This window comes from unidentified bacterial endosymbiont (assembly GCF_918797525.1).
In the GTDB taxonomy this organism is placed as follows: Bacteria; Pseudomonadota; Gammaproteobacteria; order Enterobacterales; family Enterobacteriaceae; genus Enterobacter.
Map to the genome: position 1 here is coordinate 337123 of NZ_OU963893.1, position 26734 is coordinate 363856.

Annotated in this window: 14 protein-coding genes, 2 tRNA genes, 3 rRNA genes and 1 pseudogene; 15 read left to right on the forward strand and 5 right to left on the reverse strand. The window is 53.5% G+C overall.

Features of this window, described 5'->3' with window-relative positions:
• Positions 1–15: 15 nt before the first annotated feature.
• Positions 16–1605: a bifunctional phosphoribosylaminoimidazolecarboxamide formyltransferase/IMP cyclohydrolase gene (gene purH / locus NL510_RS01620; RefSeq protein WP_253381055.1), complete on the reverse strand. Its 1590-nt coding sequence runs from the start codon at positions 1603–1605 to the stop codon at positions 16–18.
• Between the two features lie 560 nt (positions 1606–2165).
• Here purH and NL510_RS01625 point away from each other — a divergent pair.
• The 9 genes from NL510_RS01625 (at position 2166) to aceK (ending at position 13404) form a co-directional block, all read left to right on the forward strand.
• Positions 2166–3705, forward strand: a 16S ribosomal RNA gene (locus NL510_RS01625).
• A 69-nt stretch (positions 3706–3774) separates the two neighbouring features.
• Positions 3775–3851 (forward strand) — tRNA-Ile (locus tag NL510_RS01630).
• 105 nt (positions 3852–3956) lie between these two features.
• Positions 3957–4032: transfer RNA gene (locus tag NL510_RS01635), tRNA-Ala, on the forward strand.
• 173 nt (positions 4033–4205) lie between these two features.
• Positions 4206–7112, forward strand: a 23S ribosomal RNA gene (locus tag NL510_RS01640).
• Positions 7113–7174: 62 nt separating this feature from the next.
• Positions 7175–7290: ribosomal RNA gene (gene rrf, locus NL510_RS01645) — 5S ribosomal RNA — on the forward strand.
• Together the 16S, 23S and 5S rRNA genes with 2 tRNA genes alongside form the textbook arrangement of a ribosomal RNA operon.
• A gap of 181 nt (positions 7291–7471) precedes the next feature.
• A complete protein-coding gene (gene metA / locus NL510_RS01650; RefSeq protein WP_253381057.1) occupies positions 7472–8401 on the forward strand; it encodes a homoserine O-acetyltransferase MetA in 930 nt (309 codons plus the stop codon).
• A 269-nt stretch (positions 8402–8670) separates the two neighbouring features.
• Positions 8671–10272, forward strand: a complete 1602-nt coding sequence (gene aceB / locus NL510_RS01655; RefSeq protein ID WP_253381059.1) for a malate synthase A — start codon at positions 8671–8673, stop codon at positions 10270–10272.
• A gap of 31 nt (positions 10273–10303) precedes the next feature.
• The gene (gene aceA / locus NL510_RS01660; RefSeq protein WP_253381061.1) at positions 10304–11608 is read left to right on the forward strand and encodes an isocitrate lyase; all 1305 of its coding nucleotides are present in this window, start codon (positions 10304–10306) and stop codon (positions 11606–11608) included.
• Between the two features lie 50 nt (positions 11609–11658).
• Positions 11659–13404, forward strand: coding sequence for a bifunctional isocitrate dehydrogenase kinase/phosphatase (aceK, locus tag NL510_RS01665; RefSeq protein WP_253381062.1), 1746 nt, complete (start codon positions 11659–11661; stop codon positions 13402–13404).
• On the opposite strand, the gene iclR is transcribed toward aceK, so the two are convergent.
• Entirely contained in the window at positions 13376–14203 is an 828-nt protein-coding gene (iclR, locus tag NL510_RS01670; protein WP_253381064.1) for a glyoxylate bypass operon transcriptional repressor IclR, read from the reverse strand. The two genes, aceK and iclR, sit on opposite strands and share 29 nt — an antisense overlap.
• A 191-nt stretch (positions 14204–14394) precedes the next feature.
• Here iclR and metH point away from each other — a divergent pair, with 191 nt between their 5' ends.
• From metH to rluF, 4 genes and pseudogenes are all read left to right on the forward strand, one after another.
• Entirely contained in the window at positions 14395–18078 is a 3684-nt protein-coding gene (gene metH, locus NL510_RS01675) for a methionine synthase (RefSeq protein ID WP_253381067.1), read from the forward strand.
• Positions 18079–18191: 113 nt separating this feature from the next.
• The gene (locus tag NL510_RS01680) at positions 18192–19823 is read left to right on the forward strand and encodes a Na/Pi cotransporter family protein (RefSeq protein ID WP_253381069.1); all 1632 of its coding nucleotides are present in this window, start codon (positions 18192–18194) and stop codon (positions 19821–19823) included.
• A gap of 458 nt (positions 19824–20281) precedes the next feature.
• Positions 20282–20527, forward strand: a pseudogene (locus NL510_RS01685) (helix-turn-helix domain-containing protein); the annotation flags it as partial.
• Positions 20528–20580: 53 nt separating this feature from the next.
• A complete protein-coding gene (rluF, locus tag NL510_RS01690) occupies positions 20581–21453 on the forward strand; it encodes a 23S rRNA pseudouridine(2604) synthase RluF (RefSeq protein WP_253381071.1) in 873 nt (290 codons plus the stop codon).
• Here the strand turns inward: rluF and NL510_RS01695 are convergent, their stop codons facing one another.
• The 3 genes from NL510_RS01695 to lysC all read right to left on the reverse strand — a co-directional run bounded on the left by NL510_RS01695 (position 21454) and on the right by lysC (position 24050).
• Positions 21454–21726, reverse strand: a complete 273-nt coding sequence (locus NL510_RS01695) for a YjbD family protein (protein WP_253381073.1) — start codon at positions 21724–21726, stop codon at positions 21454–21456.
• A gap of 69 nt (positions 21727–21795) precedes the next feature.
• Positions 21796–22527 (reverse strand): hypothetical protein, encoded by a 732-nt coding sequence (locus NL510_RS01700; protein ID WP_253381075.1) that lies wholly within the window; start codon positions 22525–22527, stop codon positions 21796–21798.
• A 173-nt stretch (positions 22528–22700) separates the two neighbouring features.
• Positions 22701–24050 (reverse strand): lysine-sensitive aspartokinase 3, encoded by a 1350-nt coding sequence (lysC, locus tag NL510_RS01705; RefSeq protein WP_253381077.1) that lies wholly within the window; start codon positions 24048–24050, stop codon positions 22701–22703.
• Positions 24051–24424: 374 nt separating this feature from the next.
• On the opposite strand from lysC, the gene pgi reads away from it, so the two are divergent.
• Both pgi and yjbE read left to right on the forward strand, forming a co-directional pair.
• Entirely contained in the window at positions 24425–26074 is a 1650-nt protein-coding gene (pgi, locus tag NL510_RS01710; RefSeq protein ID WP_253381079.1) for a glucose-6-phosphate isomerase, read from the forward strand.
• A 365-nt stretch (positions 26075–26439) separates the two neighbouring features.
• The gene (yjbE, locus tag NL510_RS01715) at positions 26440–26682 is read left to right on the forward strand and encodes an exopolysaccharide production protein YjbE (RefSeq protein ID WP_003860341.1); all 243 of its coding nucleotides are present in this window, start codon (positions 26440–26442) and stop codon (positions 26680–26682) included.
• Positions 26683–26734: the final 52 nt, after the last annotated feature.

Below are 26734 nucleotides of genomic sequence, written 5' to 3' on the forward strand. Positions count from 1 at the left end.
TTTCTGCTCCCTGAATTAATGGCGGAAGTGACGCATGTCGGTGAAGATCATCGCAATGCCGTGTTCATCGGCGGCGGCAATCACTTCGTCATCGCGGATAGAACCGCCAGGCTGGATAACACAGGTGATACCCACAGCCGCCGCCGCGTCGATACCATCACGGAACGGGAAGAAGGCGTCAGACGCCATGGCAGAGCCTTTCACTTTCAGACCTTCATCGGCTGCTTTAATACCGGCGATTTTGGCCGAATAAACGCGGCTCATCTGGCCTGCGCCTATTCCGATGGTCATGTTCTCTTTGGCGTAGACGATGGCGTTGGATTTCACGAACTTCGCCACTTTCCAGCAGAACAGCGCGTCTCGCAGTTCCTGTTCGGTCGGCTGGCGTTTGGTCACCACGCGCAGGTCGGCTTCTGTAACCATACCCAGATCGCGATCCTGTACCAGCAGGCCGCCGTTCACACGCTTGAAGTCCAGGCCCGGAACGCGTTCCGCCCACTGACCGCAAATCAGCACGCGCACGTTTTGTTTCGCCGCAGTGATTTTCAGCGCGTCTTCGGAAGCGGATGGCGCGATGATCACTTCGACGAACTGGCGGGAGATGATGGCCTGCGCGGTTTCAGCATCCAGCTCGCGGTTGAAGGCAATGATGCCGCCGAACGCGGAGGTCGGGTCGGTTTTGTACGCGCGGTCGTAGGCATCCACAATAGAGCTACTTACCGCCACGCCGCACGGATTGGCGTGTTTGACGATAACGCAGGCAGGCTCGCTGAACGCTTTCACGCACTCCAGCGCGGCGTCGGTGTCGGCAATGTTGTTATAGGAGAGCGCTTTGCCTTGAACCTGCCGTGCAGTGGCAACAGAGGCTTCTTTTACCTCTTCTTCTATATAGAAGGCTGCCTGCTGGTGGCTGTTCTCACCGTAACGCATCTCCTGCTTCTTAATGAAGTTCAGATTCAGCGTGCGCGGGAAACGGCCAGAAGGATCTTTGCTTTCACTGTGGTAAGCCGGTACCAGGCTACCGAAGTAGTTGGCGATCATGCTGTCATACGCCGCGGTGTGCTCGAAGGCTTTGATGGCAAGGTCGAAACGGGTAGCAAGCTGAAGTGACCCTTCATTGGCATCCATCTCGTTAATAATGGTGTCGTAATCGCTGCTCTTCACCACGATAGCCACATCTTTATGATTCTTGGCTGCCGAGCGCACCATGGTCGGGCCGCCGATATCAATATTCTCAACGGCATCCTCAAGAGAACAGCCTTCGCGGGCAACGGTCTGGGCGAACGGGTAAAGGTTAACGACTACCATGTCGATCGGCGCGATGCCGTGTTGATCCATAATGCCGTCGTCCTGGCCGCGACGACCCAGAATGCCGCCGTGGACTTTTGGGTGCAGGGTCTTGACGCGTCCATCCATCATTTCCGGGAAACCGGTGTAATCGGAGACTTCAGTTACCGACAGACCTTTATCTGCTAACAGGCGAGCGGTACCCCCTGTTGAAAGCAGCTCCACACCACGTGCGGAAAGTGCCTGAGCGAATTCGACGATACCGGCTTTATCAGAAACACTGAGCAGAGCGCGGCGGACTGGACGACGTTGTTGCATGGTAAATCCCCTGGATTTCACGATTACAGAGAGCGTTAGATGAATTTTCTTTAAAAAAACTCAGCTAACACACCTGGCAGGGTCACTGTATTTAGCGCGAGCATTTTAACGAAAACGTTTGCGCAGCGCTCGCATAATTTCACTTTTTCGTGCTATTGTGGATAAGTCTGTGCGTAAAAGGGTATAAGGCGGGTTTTTGCTGTGTAATTCAGCAGTCAGTCATTTTTGTGTCATTTAGCGGTTGCGGTGGCATGAGAACTCCCTATAATGCGCCTCCATCGACATGGCAGATGTGAATCACTTCACAAACACCCCGGTCGGTTGAAGAGAAAAAATCCTGAAATAACGGGTTGACTCTAAAAGAGGAAAGCGTAATATACGCCACCTCGCAACGGTGAGCGAAAGCCGCGTTGCACTGCTCTTTAACAATTTATCAGACAATCTGTGTGGGCACTCAAAGTGACATGGATTCTTAACGTCGCAAGACGAAAAATGAATACCAAGTCTCTGAGTGAACATACGTAATTCATTACGAAGTTTAATTCACGAGCATCAAACTTAAATTGAAGAGTTTGATCATGGCTCAGATTGAACGCTGGCGGCAGGCCTAACACATGCAAGTCGAACGGTAGCACAGAGAGCTTGCTCTCGGGTGACGAGTGGCGGACGGGTGAGTAATGTCTGGGAAACTGCCTGATGGAGGGGGATAACTACTGGAAACGGTAGCTAATACCGCATAACGTCGCAAGACCAAAGAGGGGGACCTTCGGGCCTCTTGCCATCGGATGTGCCCAGATGGGATTAGCTTGTTGGTGAGGTAAAGGCTCACCAAGGCGACGATCCCTAGCTGGTCTGAGAGGATGACCAGCCACACTGGAACTGAGACACGGTCCAGACTCCTACGGGAGGCAGCAGTGGGGAATATTGCACAATGGGCGCAAGCCTGATGCAGCCATGCCGCGTGTGTGAAGAAGGCCTTCGGGTTGTAAAGCACTTTCAGCGGGGAGGAAGGCGGTGAGTTTAATAAGCTCACCGATTGACGTTACCCGCAGAAGAAGCACCGGCTAACTCCGTGCCAGCAGCCGCGGTAATACGGAGGGTGCAAGCGTTAATCGGAATTACTGGGCGTAAAGCGCACGCAGGCGGTCTGTCAAGTCGGATGTGAAATCCCCGGGCTCAACCTGGGAACTGCATTCGAAACTGGCAGGCTAGAGTCTTGTAGAGGGGGGTAGAATTCCAGGTGTAGCGGTGAAATGCGTAGAGATCTGGAGGAATACCGGTGGCGAAGGCGGCCCCCTGGACAAAGACTGACGCTCAGGTGCGAAAGCGTGGGGAGCAAACAGGATTAGATACCCTGGTAGTCCACGCCGTAAACGATGTCGACTTGGAGGTTGTGCCCTTGAGGCGTGGCTTCCGGAGCTAACGCGTTAAGTCGACCGCCTGGGGAGTACGGCCGCAAGGTTAAAACTCAAATGAATTGACGGGGGCCCGCACAAGCGGTGGAGCATGTGGTTTAATTCGATGCAACGCGAAGAACCTTACCTGGTCTTGACATCCACAGAATTCAGCAGAGATGCTGAAGTGCCTTCGGGAACTGTGAGACAGGTGCTGCATGGCTGTCGTCAGCTCGTGTTGTGAAATGTTGGGTTAAGTCCCGCAACGAGCGCAACCCTTATCCTTTGTTGCCAGCGGTTAGGCCGGGAACTCAAAGGAGACTGCCAGTGATAAACTGGAGGAAGGTGGGGATGACGTCAAGTCATCATGGCCCTTACGACCAGGGCTACACACGTGCTACAATGGCGCATACAAAGAGAAGCGACCTCGCGAGAGCAAGCGGACCTCATAAAGTGCGTCGTAGTCCGGATTGGAGTCTGCAACTCGACTCCATGAAGTCGGAATCGCTAGTAATCGTGGATCAGAATGCTACGGTGAATACGTTCCCGGGCCTTGTACACACCGCCCGTCACACCATGGGAGTGGGTTGCAAAAGAAGTAGGTAGCTTAACCTTCGGGAGGGCGCTTACCACTTTGTGATTCATGACTGGGGTGAAGTCGTAACAAGGTAACCGTAGGGGAACCTGCGGTTGGATCACCTCCTTACCTTAAAGAACCTGCCTTTGTAGTGCTCACACAGATTGTCTGATGAAATACAGCAGTAAAAATCTCTGCAGGCTTGTAGCTCAGGTGGTTAGAGCGCACCCCTGATAAGGGTGAGGTCGGTGGTTCAAGTCCACTCAGGCCTACCAAATTTTTGCTGATGCTGCGTTGCGGTGACACTCACATACCTGAGTATGCTCCGTGTCACCACGCCTTGCCTCAACAAAAATTACCGGTAGAGAGATAACTACGATGGGGCTATAGCTCAGCTGGGAGAGCGCCTGCCTTGCACGCAGGAGGTCTGCGGTTCGATCCCGCATAGCTCCACCATCCTTTTACTGCACAAAACAAGAAAACTTCAGAGTGAACCTGAAAAGGTGCACTGCGAAGTTTTGCTCTTTAAAAATCTGGATCAAGCTGAAAATTGAAACGACACATCTTTAATGGTGTGTTTGAGTCTCTCAAATTTTCACAATCAGAGGCGAAACAGCTTCGGGTTGTGAGGTTAAGCGACTAAGCGTACACGGTGGATGCCCTGGCAGTCAGAGGCGATGAAGGACGTGCTAATCTGCGATAAGCGCCGGCGAGGTGATATGAACCTTTGACCCGGCGATGTCCGAATGGGGAAACCCAGTGTGATTCGTCACACTATCATTATGTGAATACATAGCGTAATGAAGCGAACCGGGGGAACTGAAACATCTAAGTACCCCGAGGAAAAGAAATCAACCGAGATTCCCCCAGTAGCGGCGAGCGAACGGGGAGCAGCCCGGAGTCTGAATCAGCTTGTGTGTTAGTGGAAGCGTCTGGAAAGTCGCAGGGTACAGGGTGATACTCCCGTACACGAAAGCACACTTGCTGTGAACTCGAAGAGTAGGGCGGGACACGTGGTATCCTGTCTGAATATGGGGGGACCATCCTCCAAGGCTAAATACTCCTGACTGACCGATAGTGAACCAGTACCGTGAGGGAAAGGCGAAAAGAACCCCGGCGAGGGGAGTGAAACAGAACCTGAAACCGTGTACGTACAAGCAGTAGGAGCCTCCATGTGGGGTGACTGCGTACCTTTTGTATAATGGGTCAGCGACTTATATTCTGTAGCAAGGTTAACCGTATAGGGGAGCCGCAGGGAAACCGAGTCTTAACCGGGCGTTAAGTTGCAGGGTATAGACCCGAAACCCGGTGATCTAGCCATGGGCAGGTTGAAGGTTGGGTAACACTAACTGGAGGACCGAACCGACTAATGTTGAAAAATTAGCGGATGACTTGTGGCTGGGGGTGAAAGGCCAATCAAACCGGGAGATAGCTGGTTCTCCCCGAAAGCTATTTAGGTAGCGCCTCGTGAACTCATCTTCGGGGGTAGAGCACTGTTTCGGCTAGGGGGTCATCCCGACTTACCAACCCGATGCAAACTACGAATACCGAAGAATGTTATCACGGGAGACACACGGCGGGTGCTAACGTCCGTCGTGAAGAGGGAAACAACCCAGACCGCCAGCTAAGGTCCCAAAGTCATGGTTAAGTGGGAAACGATGTGGGAAGGCACAGACAGCCAGGATGTTGGCTTAGAAGCAGCCACCATTTAAAGAAAGCGTAATAGCTCACTGGTCGAGTCGGCCTGCGCGGAAGATGTAACGGGGCTAAACCATGCACCGAAGCTGCGGCAGCGACGCTTATGCGTTGTTGGGTAGGGGAGCGTTCTGTAAGCCGTTGAAGGTGGCCTGTGAGGGTTGCTGGAGGTATCAGAAGTGCGAATGCTGACATAAGTAACGATAAAGCGGGTGAAAAGCCCGCTCGCCGGAAGACCAAGGGTTCCTGTCCAACGTTAATCGGGGCAGGGTGAGTCGACCCCTAAGGCGAGGCCGAAAGGCGTAGTCGATGGGAAACAGGTTAATATTCCTGTACTTGGTGTTACTGCGAAGGGGGGACGGAGAAGGCTATGTTAGCCGGGCGACGGTTGTCCCGGTTTAAGCATGCAGGCGGAGGTTCCAGGTAAATCCGGAACCTTATTAACGCTGAGGTGTGATGACGAGGCACTACGGTGCTGAAGTAACAAATGCCCTGCTTCCAGGAAAAGCCTCTAAGCATCAGGTAACACGAAATCGTACCCCAAACCGACACAGGTGGTCAGGTAGAGAATACCAAGGCGCTTGAGAGAACTCGGGTGAAGGAACTAGGCAAAATGGTGCCGTAACTTCGGGAGAAGGCACGCTGGCGCGTAGGTGAAGTGACTTGCTCACGGAGCTGAAGCCAGTCGAAGATACCAGCTGGCTGCAACTGTTTATTAAAAACACAGCACTGTGCAAACACGAAAGTGGACGTATACGGTGTGACGCCTGCCCGGTGCCGGAAGGTTAATTGATGGGGTTAGCTGTAAGGCGAAGCTCCTGATCGAAGCCCCGGTAAACGGCGGCCGTAACTATAACGGTCCTAAGGTAGCGAAATTCCTTGTCGGGTAAGTTCCGACCTGCACGAATGGCGTAATGATGGCCAGGCTGTCTCCACCCGAGACTCAGTGAAATTGAACTCGCTGTGAAGATGCAGTGTACCCGCGGCAAGACGGAAAGACCCCGTGAACCTTTACTATAGCTTGACACTGAACACTGGTCCTTGATGTGCAGGATAGGTGGGAGGCTTTGAAGCGTGGACGCCAGTCTGCGTGGAGCCATCCTTGAAATACCACCCTTTAATGGCTGGTGTTCTAACGTAGACCCGTAATCCGGGTTGCGGACAGTGTCTGGTGGGTAGTTTGACTGGGGCGGTCTCCTCCCAAAGAGTAACGGAGGAGCACGAAGGTCAGCTAATCCTGGTCGGACATCAGGAGGTTAGTGCAATGGCATAAGCTGGCTTGACTGCGAGCGTGACGGCGCGAGCAGGTGCGAAAGCAGGTCATAGTGATCCGGTGGTTCTGAATGGAAGGGCCATCGCTCAACGGATAAAAGGTACTCCGGGGATAACAGGCTGATACCGCCCAAGAGTTCATATCGACGGCGGTGTTTGGCACCTCGATGTCGGCTCATCACATCCTGGGGCTGAAGTAGGTCCCAAGGGTACGGCTGTTCGCCGTTTAAAGTGGTACGCGAGCTGGGTTTAGAACGTCGTGAGACAGTTCGGTCCCTATCTGCCGTGGGCGCTGGAGAATTGAGGGGGGCTGCTCCTAGTACGAGAGGACCGGAGTGGACGCATCACTGGTGTTCGGGTTGTCATGCCAATGGCACTGCCCGGTAGCTAAATGCGGAAAAGATAAGTGCTGAAAGCATCTAAGCACGAAACTTGCCCCGAGATGAGTTCTCCCTGACTCTCTGAGAGTCCTGAAGGAACGTTGAAGACGACGACGTTGATAGGTCGGGTGTGTAAGCGTAGCGATACGTTGAGCTAACCGATACTAATGAACCGTGAGGCTTAACCTTACAACGCCGAAGCTGTTTTGGCGGAGAGAGAGATTTTCAGCCTGATACAGATAAAGAATTTGCCTGGCGGCTGTAGCGCGGTGGTCCCACCTGACCCCATGCCGAACTCAGAAGTGAAACGCCGTAGCGCCGATGGTAGTGTGGGGTCTCCCCATGTGAGAGTAGGGAACTGCCAGGCATCAATAAAGAAGAACCCCGTACCGTAAGGTGCGGGGTTTTTTGCTTTTGCATTTTACTATTTTCCCTCCTTGAAATTTTCTCACCTTGCACATGCATACTCGACATTCAAAGCATTTCTGGGTATCTTTAGCTGTCTGGATGTCTAAACGTTTATACGTATGCTGTGAGGAAGTAAGGTTATGCCGATTCGGGTGCAGGACGAGCTACCAGCCGTCAATTTCTTACGTGAAGAAAACGTCTTTGTGATGACGGCTTCACGTGCCACAGGTCAGGAAATTCGTCCGCTAAAGGTGCTTATTCTCAATCTGATGCCGAAAAAAATCGAGACAGAGAACCAATTTCTGCGTCTGCTTTCGAACTCACCCCTACAGGTGGATATCCAGTTGCTGCGTATTGATGCCCGCGAGTCGCGCAATACACCGTCTGAGCATCTGAACAACTTTTACTGTAACTTCGACGATATCCGTGAGGATAATTTTGATGGATTGATTGTGACCGGCGCGCCGCTGGGTCTGGTGGAGTTCAATGACGTTGCCTACTGGCCGCAGATCAAACAGGTGATGGAGTGGGCAAAAGATCACGTCACTTCCACGCTTTTTGTCTGTTGGGCGGTACAAGCCGCACTGAATATTCTTTATGGGATCCCCAAGCAAACCCGCAGTGACAAGCTTTCAGGCGTATATGCACACCATATTCTTCATCCCCATGCGCTACTGACGCGCGGTTTTGATGACTCCTTCCTTGCTCCGCACTCCCGGTATGCCGATTTCCCGGCTCAATTGATTCGGGACTATACCGATCTGGAGATCCTGGCGGAAACGGAAGACGGAGATGCCTACCTGTTTGCCAGTAAAGACAAACGTATTGCTTTTGTCACGGGACATCCTGAGTATGATCCGCATACCCTTGCGGCCGAATATTTTCGCGATATCGAAGCGGGTCTTAATCCGGATGTCCCGTACAACTATTTCCCGAAAAACGACCCGCAACACACGCCAGCGGCAACCTGGCGTAGTCATGGAAATTTGTTATTTACCAACTGGCTCAACTATTACGTCTACCAAATTACGCCATACGATCTGCGTCATATGAATCCGACGCTGGAGTAATCTTCTGCTCTAAACGATCCTAAAGCGTTTCAGCTATTTGCAACAGGCACCTTCGGGTGCCTTTTTTATTTCCGAAATAGCACTCAACATCCACTGCAACTTTAATAACTTGTTAATCAGCAAGTTACAGTTGACTTGAAATTAAAATGGAAATTGTTTTTGATTTTAGAAAAATAATAGATAGTCTTAAATCTGCTGAGCGAAAATCAAACAGCGATCTTTCGCTCGCATTGGGGGAGTGATATTGGATCTCGTTGAGGAGCAGAAAAATGACACAACAGACAATCACGGTTGATGAACTGGCTTTTACCCAGCCATATGGCGACCAGGAGCAGCAAATTCTTACGGCAGAAGCGGTAGACTTTCTCACCGAGCTGGTGACTCGCTTTACCCCACAGCGCAACAAACTGCTGGCGGCACGCATTTATCAACAGCAGGAAATTGACGAGGGTAAATTACCCGGGTTTATTTCGGAAACAGCTTCCATTCGTCATGGCGAATGGAAAATCCGCGGCATCCCTGATGATTTACAGGATCGTCGCGTGGAGATCACCGGCCCGGTAGAGCGCAAGATGGTGATCAACGCCATGAACGCCAACGTTAACGTTTTTATGGCGGATTTCGAAGATTCTCTGGCACCGGACTGGCGTAAAGTGATTGAGGGGCAAATCAACCTGCGTGATGCCGTTAACGGGACTATCAGTTACACCAACGAAGCCGGTAAAATTTATCAACTCAAACCGGATCCGGCGGTTCTGATCTGTCGCGTACGTGGTCTGCATCTGCCTGAAAAGCACGTGACCTGGCGCAGTGAAGCCATCCCGGGCAGTCTGTTTGATTTCGCTCTCTATTTCTTTCACAACCACAAAAGCCTGCTGGCGAAAGGCAGTGGCCCCTATTTCTATTTACCAAAAACCCAGTCATGGCAAGAAGCCGCGTGGTGGAGTGACGTCTTCAGCTATGCAGAAGATCGTTTCAACCTGGCGCGCGGCACCATCAAAGCCACGCTACTGATTGAAACGCTGCCTGCAGTATTCCAGATGAACGAAATTCTGCATGCGCTGCGCGACCATATTGTGGGCCTGAACTGCGGACGCTGGGATTACATCTTCAGCTATATCAAAACGCTCAAGAATCACGCCGACCGCGTGTTGCCGGATCGCCAGGTTGTCACCATGGATAAACCTTTCCTGAGCGCTTACTCACGCTTGCTGATTAAGACCTGCCACAAGCGCGGAGCCTTTGCGATGGGGGGCATGGCGGCATTTATTCCGAGCAAAGACGCCGGGCGCAATAATCAGGTGCTTAACAAAGTGAAAGCGGATAAAGAGCTGGAAGCGCGTAACGGCCATGACGGAACCTGGATTGCCCATCCGGGGCTGGCCGATACGGCGATGGACGTCTTTAATCGCGTACTGGGGAACAATAAAAACCAGCTGTTTATCACCCTTGAAGAGGATGCGCCAGTAGCAGAAGAACACCTGCTGGTACCCTGTACCGGCGAAAGGACGGAAGAGGGCATGCGCGCCAATATCCGCGTTGCCGTGCAGTACATCGAAGCGTGGATTTCCGGTAACGGCTGCGTGCCGATTTACGGCCTGATGGAAGATGCCGCCACGGCGGAGATCTCGCGAACCTCTATCTGGCAGTGGATCCACCATCAACAAACGCTAAGTAACGGCAAGCTGGTCACCAAATCCCTGTTCCGCCAAATGCTGGGTGAAGAGTTGCGGGTTATCCAGGACGAGCTGGGCGAACACCGTTTTAGCCGCGGCCGTTTTGACGACGCTGCGCGCCTGTTGGAGCAAATCACCACCTCAGATGAGTTAATCGACTTCCTCACTTTGCCGGGCTACCGCTTGCTGGCGTAATTCACCTCATAACAATACGGAGCATCTGCACATGAAAACCCGCACCCAACAGATCGAAGAATTACAAAAAGAGTGGACTCAACCGCGCTGGGAGGGCATCCGCCGTCCGTACAGCGCCGAGGAAGTGGTGAAATTACGCGGCTCGGTTAACCCTGAATGTACGCTGGCACAACATGGCGCGGCGAAAATGTGGCGTCTGCTGCACGGCAGCTCTAAAAAAGGCTACATCAACAGCCTTGGCGCGCTAACCGGCGGCCAGGCGCTGCAGCAGGCGAAGGCAGGTATTGAGGCAATCTATCTTTCCGGATGGCAGGTTGCGGCGGATGCCAACCTCGCCTCCAGCATGTATCCGGATCAATCGCTCTATCCGGCAAACTCCGTGCCGTCGGTGGTGGATCGGATCAACAACACTTTCCGCCGCGCGGATCAGATCCAGTGGGCGGCAGGTATCGAGCCAAACGATCCGCGCTTTACCGACTATTTCCTGCCGATCGTCGCGGATGCAGAAGCGGGTTTCGGCGGGGTATTGAACGCGTATGAGCTGATGAAATCGATGATTGAGGCCGGTGCAGCGGCCGTTCACTTCGAAGATCAGCTGGCGTCGGTGAAGAAGTGTGGGCACATGGGCGGCAAGGTACTGGTACCGACGCAGGAAGCCATTCAGAAGCTGGTCGCGGCGCGTCTTGCCGCAGACGTTCTCGGCGTGCCGACGCTGGTCATTGCGCGTACCGATGCGGATGCAGCGGATCTCATTACTTCTGACTGTGACCCGTATGACAGCGAATTTATTACCGGCGAGCGTACCAGCGAAGGCTTTTACCGCACCCATGCAGGTATCGAGCAGGCGATTAGCCGTGGCCTGGCGTATGCGCCCTATGCGGACCTGATATGGTGTGAAACCTCTACGCCAGACCTGGGGCTGGCGCAACGCTTTGCCGATGCCATTCATGCGAAATTCCCGGGCAAACTGCTGGCCTATAACTGCTCGCCGTCCTTCAACTGGCAGAAGAAACTGGATGACAAAACCATCGCCAGCTTCCAGCAACAGCTGTCTGACATGGGCTACAAATACCAGTTCATCACCCTGGCGGGTATTCACAGCATGTGGTTCAACATGTTCGACCTGGCACACGCCTACGCGCAGGGGGAAGGCATGAAGCACTATGTCGAGAAAGTGCAACAGCCAGAGTTTGCCGCAGGTAAAGATGGTTATACCTTCGTCTCGCACCAGCAGGAGGTAGGCACCGGCTATTTCGATAACGTCACCACCATTATTCAGGGCGGCACCTCCTCAGTCACCGCCTTAACGGGGTCAACCGAAGAAGCACAGTTTTAATCTGTTCCCCCTCTCCCCCCGGGGAGAGGGCCGGGTTGAGGGGGAATTATATGTCGCGTGGTCTGGAATTATTGATTGCACAAACCATTCTGCAGGGCTTCGACGCCCAGTATGGCCGTTTTCTGGAGGTCACTTCCGGCGCGCAGCAACGCTTTGAACAAGCAGACTGGCATGCGGTGCAACAGGCTATGAAGCAGCGTATCCACCTTTACGATCACCACGTGGGCCTGGTGGTGAAACAACTCCGTTGTATTACCGACGGTAAACACCCCGACGCGGCATTTTTACTGCGCGTGAAGGAGCACTACGCTCATCTGTTACCCGACTATCCGCGCTTCGAAATTGCGGAGAGTTTCTTCAACTCCGTCTATTGCCGGCTATTTGACCACCGGGCATTATCCCCTGAGCGGTTATTTATCTTCAGCTCCCAGCCGGAGCGACGCTTTCGTTCCATTCCGCGTCCGCTGGCGAAAGATTTTTTCCCCGATCGCGGATGGGAAAAGATGCTGCATCGGGTATTATCCGACTTACCGCTGCGTTTGCCCTGGGAGAACAAAGCCCGGGATATCGGCTATATCATCGCGCACCTCAATGAAACCATCGGCGCAGAGACGCTCACCCAGAGCCATTTGCAGGTTGCCAATGAGCTTTTCTACCGCAATAAAGCCGCCTGGCTGGTCGGCAAACTGGTGATGCCATCGGCCACGGTGCCGTTTCTGCTGCCCATTCACCGTACCGATGACGGTGAGCTTTTTGTGGATACCTGCCTGACGACCAGCGTCGGGGCCAGCATTGTCTTCGGTTTCGCCCGTTCCTATTTTATGGTCTACGCCCTGCTACCTGCGGCCCTCGTGGAGTGGTTGCGCGAGATCCTGCCCGGAAAATCGACTGCCGAACTGTATATGGCGATTGGCTGTCAGAAGCATGCAAAAACCGAAAGCTATCGGGAGTATCTGTACTATATTTCCAGCGCGGATGAGCTGTTTATTGAAGCCCCCGGTATTCGCGGCATGGTGATGCTGGTGTTTACGCTGCCAGGATTTGACCGGGTGTTTAAGGTGATAAAAGATAAATTCGCGCCGCAGAAAGAGATGACCGCCGCCCACGTCCGGGCCTGTTACCAGTTGGTGAAAGAGCACGACCGCGTCGGACGAATGGCCGATACCCAGGAGTACGAAAATTTCGTGCTGGATAAACAGCAGATTGATCCGGCGCTGATGGCGCTGTTAATGCAGGAAGCGCCGGGGAAGATCACCGATCTTGGCGACAAAATCGTGATAAGCCATCTTTATATTGAGCGACGCATGGTGCCGCTGAACATCTGGCTGGAACAGTCAGAAGGCCAGGCGCTGCGGGATGCGATTGAAGAGTATGGCAATGCCATCCGCCAGCTCGCCGCTGCGAACATTTTTCCTGGCGACATGCTATTCAAAAACTTCGGCGTCACGCGCCACGGCCGGGTGGTGTTCTACGATTACGATGAAATTTGCTATATGACCGAGGTGAATTTCCGCGACATTCCGCAGCCGCGCTATCCGGAAGATGAACTGTCCGGCGAGCCATGGTACAGCGTCTCGCCTGGTGATGTCTTTCCTGAAGAATTCCGCCACTGGCTGTGCGTTGACCCGCGTATCAGACCGTTATTTGAAGAGATGCATGATGACCTGTTTCGCGCCAGCTACTGGCGTGGTCTGCAGACGCGGATCAAGAACGGGCATGTGGAAGACGTCTACGCTTACCGCCGCAAGCAGCGGTTTAGCGTGCGGTTTAACGCATCCCACCGTACGCCAGCGTAACCTCTTTCGCCGCCTTAATCACCAGCGCACCCAGCTCGGTCACGCGGTCATCTGTCATACGCGAAATCGGCCCGGAGATGGAAATGGCCGCAAAGGGCTCGCGGTGTTCGTCAAAAATACAGGCCGCGAGGCAACGTAACCCGAGTGCATGTTCTTCATCATCAAATGAATAGCCGCGCTTGCGGGAAATAGCCAGATCTTCTTTCAGATGCACAGGGGAAACCAGCGTGGCGTGCGTATAGGCGTGCAGACCTTTGCGATGTAACAACCCGGTAACCTGCTCTTCGCTGAGCTGTGATAAGAAGGCCTTACCCGCCCCGGAGGCATGCATCGGCAACTTGCCGCCAATGGGCGCCGACATGCGCATTAACTGCGTGCACTGCACCTGGTCAATAATGATTGCCTGATGATCGCTCTGATCCAGCACTGCCAGGTTCACCGTCTCGCCAGAGTCTTCCATTAGCTGGCGCAGAATAGGGTGCACAATCGCCAGCAGGTTGCGGCTCTGCAGGAAGCTACTGCCGACAACAAACGCATGTGCCCCCACCGCCCAATGCCCTAAATCCCCCACCTGACGGACAAAGCCCAACTGTTGCATGGTGGTCAGCAGACGGTGGGTGGTAGAGTTTGGCAAACCAGCCTGTTGCGCCAGCTCGGTCAGGGCCACACTGCTGTGCGACTCGGCTATCCATTCCAGCAGCTTCAGGCCACGCGTCAGCGATTGAACCTGTCCGCCCTGAGGCGCAGCGGAGGGGACAGCGGGTTTTCTGCCGCGTTTAGCGGGAACGGTAGCGACCATGACGGTCTCCTTTTCTGTATCGTGGAAATCATTTTCGTTTTATTTGGTGATTTTGCAACCGTATCCTGACTGATCGGATGAGTCATGGTGAACTTGTCTCATGTTACGGCAGTGCGCCTTTTCCACCCTGCAAGATTATGCCAGTATGGAACGCAGCCTTTTGGCCATGTTGAGCGTTGTCGGGAGCAAGTGTGAGCAGCAAAGTAAAACAACTGCGTGCGCAGTTAAATGAACGAATTCTGGTGCTGGACGGCGGTATGGGCACCATGATCCAGGGCTATCGTCTGAGCGAAGACGATTTCCGCGGCGAGCGTTTCGCCGACTGGCCCTGCGACCTGAAGGGTAACAACGACCTGCTGGTGTTAAGCAAGCCGAAAGTGATTACCGATATCCACAACGCCTACTTCGAAGCGGGGGCGGATATTGTTGAAACTAACACCTTTAACTCGACAACCATCGCCATGGCGGATTACCAGATGGGATCCCTGTCGGCAGAGATCAACTTTGAGGCGGCAAAACTGGCGCGCGCCTGCGCAGACGAGTGGACGGCGCGCACGCCTGACAAGCCGCGCTACGTGGCGGGGGTTCTGGGGCCGACAAACCGCACCGCGTCAATTTCACCGGATGTGAATGACCCTGCTTTTCGTAACATCACCTTCGATCAGCTGGTCGACGCATATCGTGAGTCCACCAAAGCGCTGGTGGAAGGCGGTTCAGATCTGATCCTGATCGAAACGGTATTCGATACCCTCAATGCCAAAGCGGCCATTTTCGCGGTGAAAGAGGAATTCGAGGCGCTGGGCGTTGAGCTGCCGATCATGATTTCCGGCACCATTACCGACGCGTCTGGACGCACCCTGTCCGGCCAGACGACCGAAGCCTTTTACAACTCTCTGCGCCATGCTGACGCGCTCTCATTCGGCCTGAACTGTGCGCTGGGGCCGGATGAACTGCGTCAGTATGTGCAGGAACTTTCGCGCATCGCACAGTGCTACGTTACCGCGCACCCGAACGCGGGTCTGCCAAACGCCTTTGGCGAATACGACCTGGACGCTGACACCATGGCAGCGCAAATCCGCGAGTGGGCTGAATCCGGCTTTCTGAATATCGTCGGCGGCTGCTGCGGCACCACGCCGGAGCATATCGCCGCGATGAGCCGTGCGGTCGCCGGGCTGCCGCCGCGTAAACTGCCTGAGCTGCCGGTCGCCTGCCGTCTTGCTGGCCTTGAGCCGTTAACCATCGGCAACGATAGCCTGTTTGTGAACGTCGGAGAACGTACTAACGTCACGGGTTCCGCGAAGTTCAAACGGCTGATTAAGGAAGAGAAGTACAGCGAAGCGCTGGACGTCGCCCGCCAGCAGGTGGAGAGCGGTGCACAAATTATCGATATCAACATGGATGAGGGAATGCTCGACGCGGAAGCGGCGATGGTGCGCTTCCTCAACCTGATTGCTGGTGAGCCGGATATCGCCCGCGTGCCAATCATGATCGACTCCTCCAAATGGGAGGTCATCGAAAAAGGGCTGAAATGCATTCAGGGTAAAGGCATCGTTAACTCCATCTCGATGAAAGAGGGGGTCGAAATCTTTACCCACCATGCGAAGCGGGTGCGCAGATATGGCGCGGCTGTCGTGGTGATGGCCTTCGACGAAGTGGGCCAGGCCGATACTCGCGAGCGCAAAATTGAGATATGCCGCCGCGCGTACAAGATTCTGACCGAAGAGGTGGGCTTCCCGCCGGAAGACATCATCTTCGACCCGAACATTTTCGCCGTCGCGACCGGTATCGAAGAACACAACAACTACGCCCAGGACTTTATCGGCGCGTGTGAGGACATCAAGCGCGAGCTGCCGCATGCGCTGATCTCCGGCGGGGTGTCAAACGTGTCGTTCTCGTTCCGTGGCAACGACCCGGTGCGTGAAGCCATCCACGCTGTGTTCCTTTATTACGCCATTCGTAACGGTATGGACATGGGGATCGTCAATGCCGGACAGTTGGCGATTTACGACGACCTGCCGTCAGAGCTACGTGATGGGGTGGAAGACGTCATCCTCAACCGCCGTGACGATGCCACCGAACGGATGCTGGATCTGGCAGAAAAATACCGCGGCAGTAAATCGGACGGAGCCGTTAACGTTCAGCAGGCCGAGTGGCGTGCGTGGGACGTGAAAAAACGTCTGGAGTACTCGCTGGTCAAAGGCATCACTGAGTTTATTGAGCAGGATACGGAAGAAGCGCGTCAGCAGGCCGTCCGCCCGATTGAGGTGATCGAAGGGCCACTAATGGACGGCATGAACGTGGTGGGCGATCTGTTTGGCGAGGGCAAAATGTTCCTGCCGCAGGTGGTGAAATCCGCGCGGGTGATGAAGCAGGCGGTGGCCTACCTTGAACCCTATATTGAAGCCAGCAAAGAGAAGGGTTCCAGCAACGGTAAAATGGTCATCGCCACCGTGAAGGGCGACGTGCATGACATTGGCAAAAACATTGTCGGCGTTGTGTTGCAGTGTAATAACTATGAGATTGTCGATCTTGGGGTGATGGTCCCGGCGGACAAAATCCTCAAAACCGCGCGTGAAGTGAATGCCGACCTGATTGGTCTCTCCGGGCTGATTACCCCGTCGCTGGACGAAATGGTCAATGTAGCTAAAGAGATGGAGCGTCAGGGCTTTACTATTCCGCTGTTGATTGGCGGGGCGACCACCTCAAAAGCGCACACGGCGGTGAAAATTGAGCAAAACTACAGCGGCCCGACGGTCTATGTGCAAAACGCTTCGCGTACCGTGGGTGTTGTCGCTTCGCTATTATCAGCCACGCAGCATGACGATTTTGTGGCACGCACCCGCAAAGAGTACGAAACCGTCCGTATCCAGCACGCCCGCAAGAAACCGCGCACCCCGCCGGTGACGTTGCAGGCAGCGCGCGATAACGATCTGGCGTTTGACTGGTCAAGCTATACGCCACCGGTGGCGCACCGTCCTGGCGTGCAGGCGGTGAGTGCCAGCATTGAGACGCTGCGAAACTACATCGACTGGACGCCGTTCTTTATGACCTGGTCGCTGGCGGGGAAATATCCGCGCATCCTCGAAGATGAGGTGGTCGGCGTTGAGGCGAAGCGTCTGTTCCAGGATGCCAACGACATGCTGGATCAACTGAGCGCAGAGAAAACCCTCAACCCGCGCGGGGTAGTGGGGCTGTTCCCGGCGAACCGCGTGGGTGACGACGTTGAAATTTATCGTGATGAAACCCGCACGCATGTGCTCGCCGTAAGCCGCCATTTGCGCCAGCAGACGGAGAAAGTGGGCTTTGCGAACTACTGCCTGGCTGATTTTGTTGCGCCAAAGCTCAGTGGTAAAGCCGACTATATCGGCGCTTTCGCCGTAACCGGTGGCCTGGAAGAAGACACCCTGGCGGAGGCGTTCGAAACCCAACACGATGATTACAACAAAATCATGGTGAAGGCAATTGCAGACCGACTGGCGGAAGCCTTCGCGGAATACCTGCATGAGCGCGTACGTAAGGTGCACTGGGGCTACGCGGCAAATGAAAACCTCAGCAACGAGGAACTTATCCGTGAAAACTACCAGGGGATCCGGCCGGCACCGGGCTACCCGGCCTGCCCGGAACATACCGAGAAGGGGACTATCTGGCAGTTGCTGGACGTCGAAACCCATACGGGGATGAAACTGACCGAATCGTTCGCCATGTGGCCTGGGGCGTCGGTCTCAGGCTGGTACTTCAGCCATCCGGACAGTAAATACTTCGCCGTGGCGCAGTTGCAGCGCGATCAGGTCGAAGATTACGCGCTGCGCAAAGGCATGAGCGTGTCAGACGTCGAACGTTGGTTAGCGCCTAACCTGGGCTACGACGCCGACTAACGTCACTTTTTCTTACAACAAACAGGGTACCTCTTTGGCGCCCTGTCTCTTTCTTGCGTTTAACCCCTTATACTGAGTCATAAAATCGATAACGATAAGGAGAACTCCCTTCCGTGCTGACGTTGTTACACCTGCTCTCCGCAGTGGCATTGCTGGTCTGGGGCACGCACATTGTCCGTACCGGCGTGATGCGCGTATTTGGCGCGCGCTTACGTACCGTTCTTAGCGGAAGCGTTGAGAAGAAGCCGCTCGCCTTCTGCGCGGGCATCGGCGTGACCGCGCTGGTGCAAAGCAGTAACGCCACCACCATGCTTGTGACCTCGTTTGTGGCGCAGGATCTGGTGGCGCTTGCTCCGGCGTTAGTGATCGTTCTGGGCGCCGACGTGGGAACCGCGCTGATGGCGCGTATCCTGACCTTTGACCTCTCCTGGCTGTCGCCGCTGCTGATTTTTATCGGCGTCATCTTTTTCCTCGGCCGCAAGCAGACCCGTGCCGGACAGCTTGGCCGCGTGGGCATTGGCCTCGGCCTCATCCTGCTTGCGCTTGAGCTGATTGTGCAGGCGGTTACCCCTATTACCCAGGCCAGCGGCGTGCAGGTGATTTTCGCCTCACTGACCGGGGATATTATGCTGGATGCGCTGATCGGCGCGGTCTTTGCCATCGTCAGCTACTCCAGTCTGGCGGCGGTGTTACTGACGGCGACGTTAACCACGGCGGGGGCGATCTCCTTCCCGGTGGCGCTGTGCCTGGTTATCGGTGCTAACCTCGGCTCAGGGCTGCTGGCGATGCTCAACAACAGTGCGGCCAATGCCGCCGCCCGCCGCGTGGCGCTGGGCAGCCTGCTGTTTAAGCTGGTGGGCAGCCTGATTATTCTGCCGTTCGTTCACCCGCTGGCAAACCTGATGGACAACCTCCCGTTACCGAAGGCGGAGCTGGTTATCTACTTCCACGTCTTCTATAACCTGGTGCGCTGCCTGGCGATGGTACCTTTTGCCGTGCCGATGGCCCGCTTCTGCGAACGCCTTATTCGCGACGAACCGGAACTCGATGTTCGCCTTAAGCCTAAGCATCTGGATACCTCTGTGCTGGACACGCCGGCGCTGGCTATCGCCAATGCCGCCCGCGAAACGCTACGCATGGGGGATGCGATGGAGACCATGCTCGAGGGCCTGCAAAAGGTCATGCACGGGGAGCCGCGCGAAGCGAAAGAGTTGCGCAGGCTGGCCGACGACATCAACGTGCTCTATACCGCCATAAAACTCTATCTGGCGCGTATTCCGCAGGACGAACTGGCGGAAGAGGAGTCCCGTCGCTGGGCGGAAATCATCGAGATGTCGCTTAACCTTGAGCAGGCCTCGGATATCGTCGAGCGTATGGGCAGTGAAATTGCCGACAAATCGCTGGCCGCGCGTCGGGCGTTTTCAGGCGAAGGTTTGAAGGAACTGGAAACACTTCACGAAAAACTGGTGAGCAACCTGAAGCTGGCGATGTCGGTCTTCTTCTCCAGCGACGTACCGGGCGCGCGACGCCTGCGCCGCAACAAGCACCGTTTCCGCATCCTTAACCGCCGCTATTCACACGCGCACGTTGAGCGATTGCACCAGCAGAACGTGCAGAGTATCGAAACCAGTTCCCTGCACCTGGGGCTGCTGGGGGATATGAAGCGCCTTAATTCCTTGTTCTGCGCGGTGGCGTATAGCGTGATGGAACAGCCGGATGAAGACGGCGAGCGGGATGAGTATTAATTTCGGGGAGACTTAACCGCTAATCTCAGGCCCAACGCTTTCATGACCGCTAATATGGTTTTAAGCGTTGGGTTTAATAATCTTAAATTGTCTAATATTTTTGTGGTTATATATTATTTACTTTAAGTAAAGGTGGTTTCCCTTGGTATGGAGTTTTACATATTTAGATAAATCTCTTTAGGTACGATGTGTTATGTCTCGAATGGATGTGCTCTGGATATTTAATAGGCGGTGAAAACTGGCTGTTTTCATAATAAAATACACCAGTTTGGCTTGGTTTTGATTTATATCAAATAAATACAGAAGTCTCGTTTCTGATATTACTAATTCGCCTTACAAACTCCCACCAGAGAGTATTCATAAGTTGGGCAAAAGCCTCGTTTGCTTTAGCGAGTTAATCCCAGCTCTGTTTCAGTTGGAAGCGAAAGCTGATCAGCAACATTTTGCTTTTACGTATACAGCTACAGGAAAACGCTGAGAAAGAAGTAGGGCAACTGCTTGCTATCAAGCGGCAACTTATGCAAGAAATTTCCATATGGATTACGGAAAACAAACTCCGTCAGGTGGATGTTGCCGCCAGGCTTAATGTATCCCGACCACGTGTTTCCGACGTGGTGAATCTTAAAACTAACAAGTTTACGCTCGATACGCTGGTCATGATGTTGTGCAAACCTGGAAAACCCGTTTCAGTAACCGTAGGCTAATCTTTTTTTCCAGCCCAAATCTAAGGTATATTTCGCCCTTCACAGGAGAAACTATGCTGCCAACTCAATCAACCCGATTAAACAAATACATTAGCGAGAGCGGGATCTGCTCTCGTCGTGAGGCTGACCGTTACATTGAACAGGGTAACGTGTTTCTTAACGGCAAGCGCGCCACCATCGGCGACCAGGTGGTGCCTGGCGATGTGGTGAAAGTGAATGGTCAGGTCATCGAACCGCGAGATGCTGAAGACCTGGTGTTTATCGCGTTGAACAAACCGGTTGGCATTGTCAGCACCACGGAAGACGGCGAGCGGGACAACATCGTTGATTTCGTAAACCACAGCAGCCGCATTTTCCCGATTGGTCGTCTGGATAAAGACTCTCAGGGTCTGATTTTCCTCACTAACCACGGCGACCTGGTAAACAAAATCCTGCGTGCCGGTAACGACCACGAGAAAGAGTACATCGTTACGGTGAACAAGCCAGTGACGGATGAGTTTATTCGCGGGATGGGGGCGGGCGTGCCGATCCTGGGTACCGTGACGAAGAAATGTAAGGTCAAAAAAGAAGCACCGTTTGCGTTCCGAATCACGCTGGTGCAGGGGCTGAACCGCCAGATCCGCCGCATGTGCGAGCACTTCGGCTATGACGTGACGAAGCTGGAACGTACCCGCATCATGAACGTCAGCCTGTCCGGGATCCCGCTGGGCGAGTGGCGTGACTTAACGGATGATGAACTGATCGAGCTGTTCAAGCTTATCGAGAACTCCTCGTCCGAAGCGAAGCCGAAAGCTAAAGCGAAACCTAAAACCCAGGCGATAAAGCGCCCGGTGGTGAACGCGCCGCAGGCGGAAGAGAAAGGGCGTGGCAAGCCGGCCAACGGGAAGCGCTTTGTCCAGCCGGGCCGCAAAAAGAAAGGGCGCTAGTTAGCGCCTGCCACGGGTTGATGTGGTGGCGGACCAGGAAAAGGTCGCCTCTGCATCTGGCTTATAGGCCTGCTCTTTTTTCAGCTTGCGGGCTTTCTTCGCCGCAGCCTCACGTTGCGCCATCAGTTTATCGATGTACTCTTTCTTAACCTGATTGGTTTCGGCGTTCGTCAGCGTGCGGCCATGCGCGATGCGGGCGCGGTCGAGAAGCGTTTTCAGTTCACGCTGCTCGGCTTCGGTCATCTCTTTCTGGGTCAAACGTGGTGTAGCCATTGCTGAAGCCTCCTGATGGGGAGGCTTCATTGTAAAGCAAACTGGTGAATGTGAAAAACACTCTTCACTCTATTTCAGTCGATATTTTTCGTCTATTTTTTCCCATTTTGTTGCGTCTAAGGGATAGCTTGTCGTCTTGTTTGCGATAAATTCCAGGTTAGCATTTATCCCGGATAATTTTGTGTCATTATGGCTTTTTATATAATCTTTCATCTCATTGACGAGCTGTTGATAATGGGTAAAATCTGGGCCCACAATATCTCCTGCCTTTGATTCAAAGGCTTCTTCCGGATCGTCAGACCGTTTTTTGGATTCCGGACCTGGGAAGAGATTTCCGGGCATCCAGATATATAATGAAAAGAAATCATCTTTATAATCTGGAGACTCCGTTTTGTCTTTATTCTCGGTGATGCTTCCACTGGCGATCATCGCTGCAAGCGAGGCCCCCCCCTGAATGTCATCGCTATGGCAATTTGACGCGTTATACTCGACTGCTTTGCTGCTCAATTTATTCAGAAAGCCAGCGAGTCGGGTAATTTTTCCATCTGCTATAACAGTGTTATAAAAATCACGTAATAAATTGTAGGGGATAATATGGTGTCGTGAAAGCTTAACGAGGTATTCTGCACCATCTCCGGTTGCCGTAAGGGATGAGTTATATTTCCCTAAATGTGGAAAACATTTATTCGGGCGTTCAGACATCTTAAGGTTATAACTCCCAGCCTCAATTAAACGCGGTGCTGCAAGAGTGCTTTGAGTCAATGTCAGTAGTATTGCGATAACGAAAACATGCTTTTTCATCTCTTTTTCCTTCATCAGTTAAGTGTGCCTGTTGAACATATTGAGATGCGCAATGCATGTATATTTGCCTTATGGCCTGTGCCATTTGGCAGCCACTGATATTGCGGTATGAATGATAATAAAAAAGCCGGGCTGGGCCCGGCTTGTCGCTTTGTGAATCACCTGAGTGACACTTATTCAAACAAATTCTGATGAAGTTTCTGCACGACCTGCTCTGCCTGATCGGCCGGTACCAGGAAACAAAGGTTATAGCTGGAAGCACCGTAGCAAATCATGCGGATGCTGAACGGGTCGAGTACGCCGAAGACCTCTTTGCCCACGCCACAGGCGCGCGACAGTTTGTTACCGATGATAGCCACCAGCGCCAGATCTTCTTCCACTTCTACGCGGCACAGCTCAGACAGCTCAATCAGCAGCGACTGCGTCAGCAGGGTATCGCCCTTGGACGTTGAGCCGGTGGTATCCAGCGTCAGGGCGATACTTACTTCCGACGTGGTGATCAGATCTACGGAGATATTGTGGCGCGCAAGGATCCCAAATACTTCTGCCAGGAAGCCGCGTGAGTGGAGCATATTATGGCTGTGCAGCGTGACCAGAGTCTGCTTGCGACGCAGCGCCAGCGCGCGGAACAGCGGCGGGCTTTCGGTACGCTTACAGACCATTGTGCCGCCTGCTTTCGGGTCTTTACTGGAGCCGACGAAAACCGGAATATCGCTGCGCACGGCAGGCAGCAGCGTTGCAGGATGTAGTACTTTTGCGCCGAAGGTTGCCATCTCCGCCGCTTCTTCAAAGGCGATGACATCAATACGTTTTGCCGTAGCAACCACGCGTGGGTCGGTAGTGTAAATGCCCGGCACGTCGGTCCAGATATCCACACGGCTAGCGTGCAGGGCTTCACCCAGCAGGGCTGCGGTATAGTCGCTACCGCCCCGGCCAAGCGTTGTGGTGCGGCCTTTCGCTTCGCTGCCGATAAAGCCCTGGGTGATCACAATACTTTCTTCCAGGCGCGGAGCTAACTGCTGGCCAGCCAGCTCGGCCAGCGCCTCAATGTCCGGCTCGGCACGGCCAAAGCGATCGCTGGTGCGCATTACTTTACGCACGTCAAACCACTGCGCCTGAACGCTACGCTCGCGCAGGATCTCAACGAACAGCAGGGTAGACATTAGCTCCCCGTGGCTGACCAGTTCATCCGTCAGGGCGGTGGAGTTTGCCAGAGAGGCCGCTTCCGCCAGCGTGGTGATGTTTTCCAGCAGACGCTCGATTTCCTCGCGGATCACGTCCGGATTGTGCAGACATTCAAGAATATCGAACTGAATTTTGCGCAGTGCATCCAGCTTCACGAAACGTTCGGGCGCTTCCAGTCCTTCAGACAGAGAAACCAGCAGGTTCGTCACGCCAGCGGATGCAGAGAGCACCACCAGGCGGGTATTCGGATCGGCCAGCACTACATCGGCGCTGCGGTTCATGGCAGCGTAATCTGCCACACTGGTGCCGCCAAATTTGGCGACCACAAAACTCGTCATAACAACCTCGTGTCAGGGAATGAATAAGCGACCTTGGCACAAGAATGAAATGAAAACAGGTGCAGGCGCAAAATACGGCCCTATAAATAAAATGCGGGGGAGGTCCTGTCAATGCCGGGATTATGCGGATTTTTTATGGGGGGGTACCCCTGAGAAACAGGACTTATAACAGGGCCATATTTTATGCTCCGTTTTAGCCTGTTTTGGACGACATTTTGCCGCCGCAGGAAGGGACTTCAGCAGCTATACTTTTCGGGTCTTTTCACCTGCGTTTGATGCAGGCCAGGGCAATGACATAAAAACCATCACAATTTTTATTCGCAGGCGCTACAATCGACCGCAGTCACAATTCTCAAATCAGAAGAGTATTGCTAATGAAAAACATCAACCCAACGCAGACCGCTGCCTGGCAGGCATTACAAAAACATTTTGATGAAATGAAAGACGTCACCCTCGCGGATCTGTTCGCAAACGATGGCGATCGTTTCAATAAATTCTCCGCGACTTTTGATGACCTGATGCTGGTGGACTTCTCCAAAAACCGCATTACCGAAGAGACGCTGGCAAAACTGCAGGATCTGGCGAAAGAGACAGAGCTGGCAGACGCCATCAAATCCATGTTCTCCGGTGAGAAGATCAACCGCACCGAAGACCGTGCCGTGCTGCACGTGGCGCTGCGTAACCGTAGCAATACGCCGATCATCGTTGACGGCAAAGATGTAATGCCGGAAGTGAACGCGGTGCTGGAAAAGATGAAAACCTTCTCTAAAGCGATCATCTCCGGTAGCTGGAAGGGCTACACCGGTAAAGCAATCACCGACGTGGTGAACATTGGTATCGGCGGTTCAGACCTTGGTCCTTTTATGGTGACCGAAGCGCTGCGTCCGTACAAAAATCACCTCAACATGCATTTCGTCTCTAACGTTGATGGTACCCATATTGCCGAAGTGCTGAAGAACGTGAACCCGGAAACGACCCTGTTCCTGGTGGCGTCTAAAACCTTCACCACTCAGGAAACCATGACCAACGCCCACAGCGCGCGCGACTGGTTCCTGAAAACGGCTGGCGATAACCAGCACGTGGCGAAACACTTTGCTGCGCTTTCCACTAACGGTAAAGCCGTGGGCGAGTTCGGTATCGATATCGCCAACATGTTTGAGTTCTGGGACTGGGTTGGCGGCCGTTATTCTCTGTGGTCTGCCATTGGCTTGTCTATTATCCTGTCCGTGGGCTTCGACAACTTCGTTGAACTGTTGTCCGGCGCGCACGCGATGGATAAACACTTCTCCAGCACCGCGCCTGAGAAAAATCTGCCGGTGCTGTTGGCGCTGATCGGTATCTGGTACAACAACTTCTTCGGCGCCGAAACCGAAGCCATTCTGCCATACGACCAGTACATGCACCGCTTTGCTGCTTACTTCCAGCAGGGCAACATGGAATCCAACGGTAAATACGTGGACCGTAACGGCAACGCGGTGGATTACCAGACCGGTCCAATCATCTGGGGCGAGCCGGGTACCAACGGCCAGCACGCGTTCTACCAGCTGATTCACCAGGGCACCAAAATGGTGCCATGCGATTTCATTGCGCCTGCCATTACGCATAACGCGTTGTCGGACCACCATCCAAAGCTGCTGTCTAACTTCTTCGCCCAGACGGAAGCGCTGGCGTTCGGTAAATCTCGCGAGGTGGTTGAGCAGGAATACCGTGATCAGGGTAAAGACCCTGCCACCCTTGACCACGTGGTGCCGTTCAAGGTGTTTGAAGGCAACCGCCCAACCAACTCCATTCTGCTACGCGAAATCACCCCGTTTAGCCTGGGCGCGCTGATTGCTCTGTATGAGCACAAAATTTTCACCCAGGGCGCCATTCTGAACATCTTCACCTTTGACCAGTGGGGCGTTGAGCTGGGTAAACAGCTGGCAAATCGTATTCTGCCAGAGCTGGGTGACGATAAGGCAATTAACAGCCACGATAGCTCTACGAATGGTTTGATTAACCGCTATAAAGCATGGCGTACGTAATTAATATGCCATGAAAAATGCCGGCAATATGCCGGCATTTTTTATCGGATAAATCCTGATGTCTGTTATTCATCTCAAATTCTGGATCTGAGTTTAATCTGAAAAAGCTCGTAAACCTGCTAATTATTGTAGTTTATTTTAGGACTATACGGATAAGCAAGTATACAGCGCTTAATTATATGTCATTGATTTTAATAATTTATATATTTATACGAAAGCCCCTGAAATTGAATTTTATCCATTAGTCTGAAAACCCTTCTCCTATTTACCCGCACGGCAAACCCTCTGCTTTAGTTGTGTATACTCGATTCCGCCTGAATTTCTTTTTAGGCACATCTCCATTCATTCAATGAAGGGAAATTGTTATGAAAAAAGTACTGTATGGCATTTTTGCCATATCTGCGCTTGCGGCGACATCTGTGTATGCGGCTCCGGTTCAGGTCGGTGAAGCAGCAGGGTCGGCAGCGACGTCTGCGTCTGCGGGGAGTTCTACCGCGGCCAGTACCAGCGCCGTAAGTTCAGCCGTGGGTGTCGCGCTGGCGGCAACCGGTGGCGGTGATGGCTCTAATACCGGAACCACGACCACCACGACGACCAGCACCCAGTAATACCGGGTGTTTTAATCATAACCACACTTCGGTGTGGTTATTTCGCCCCTTC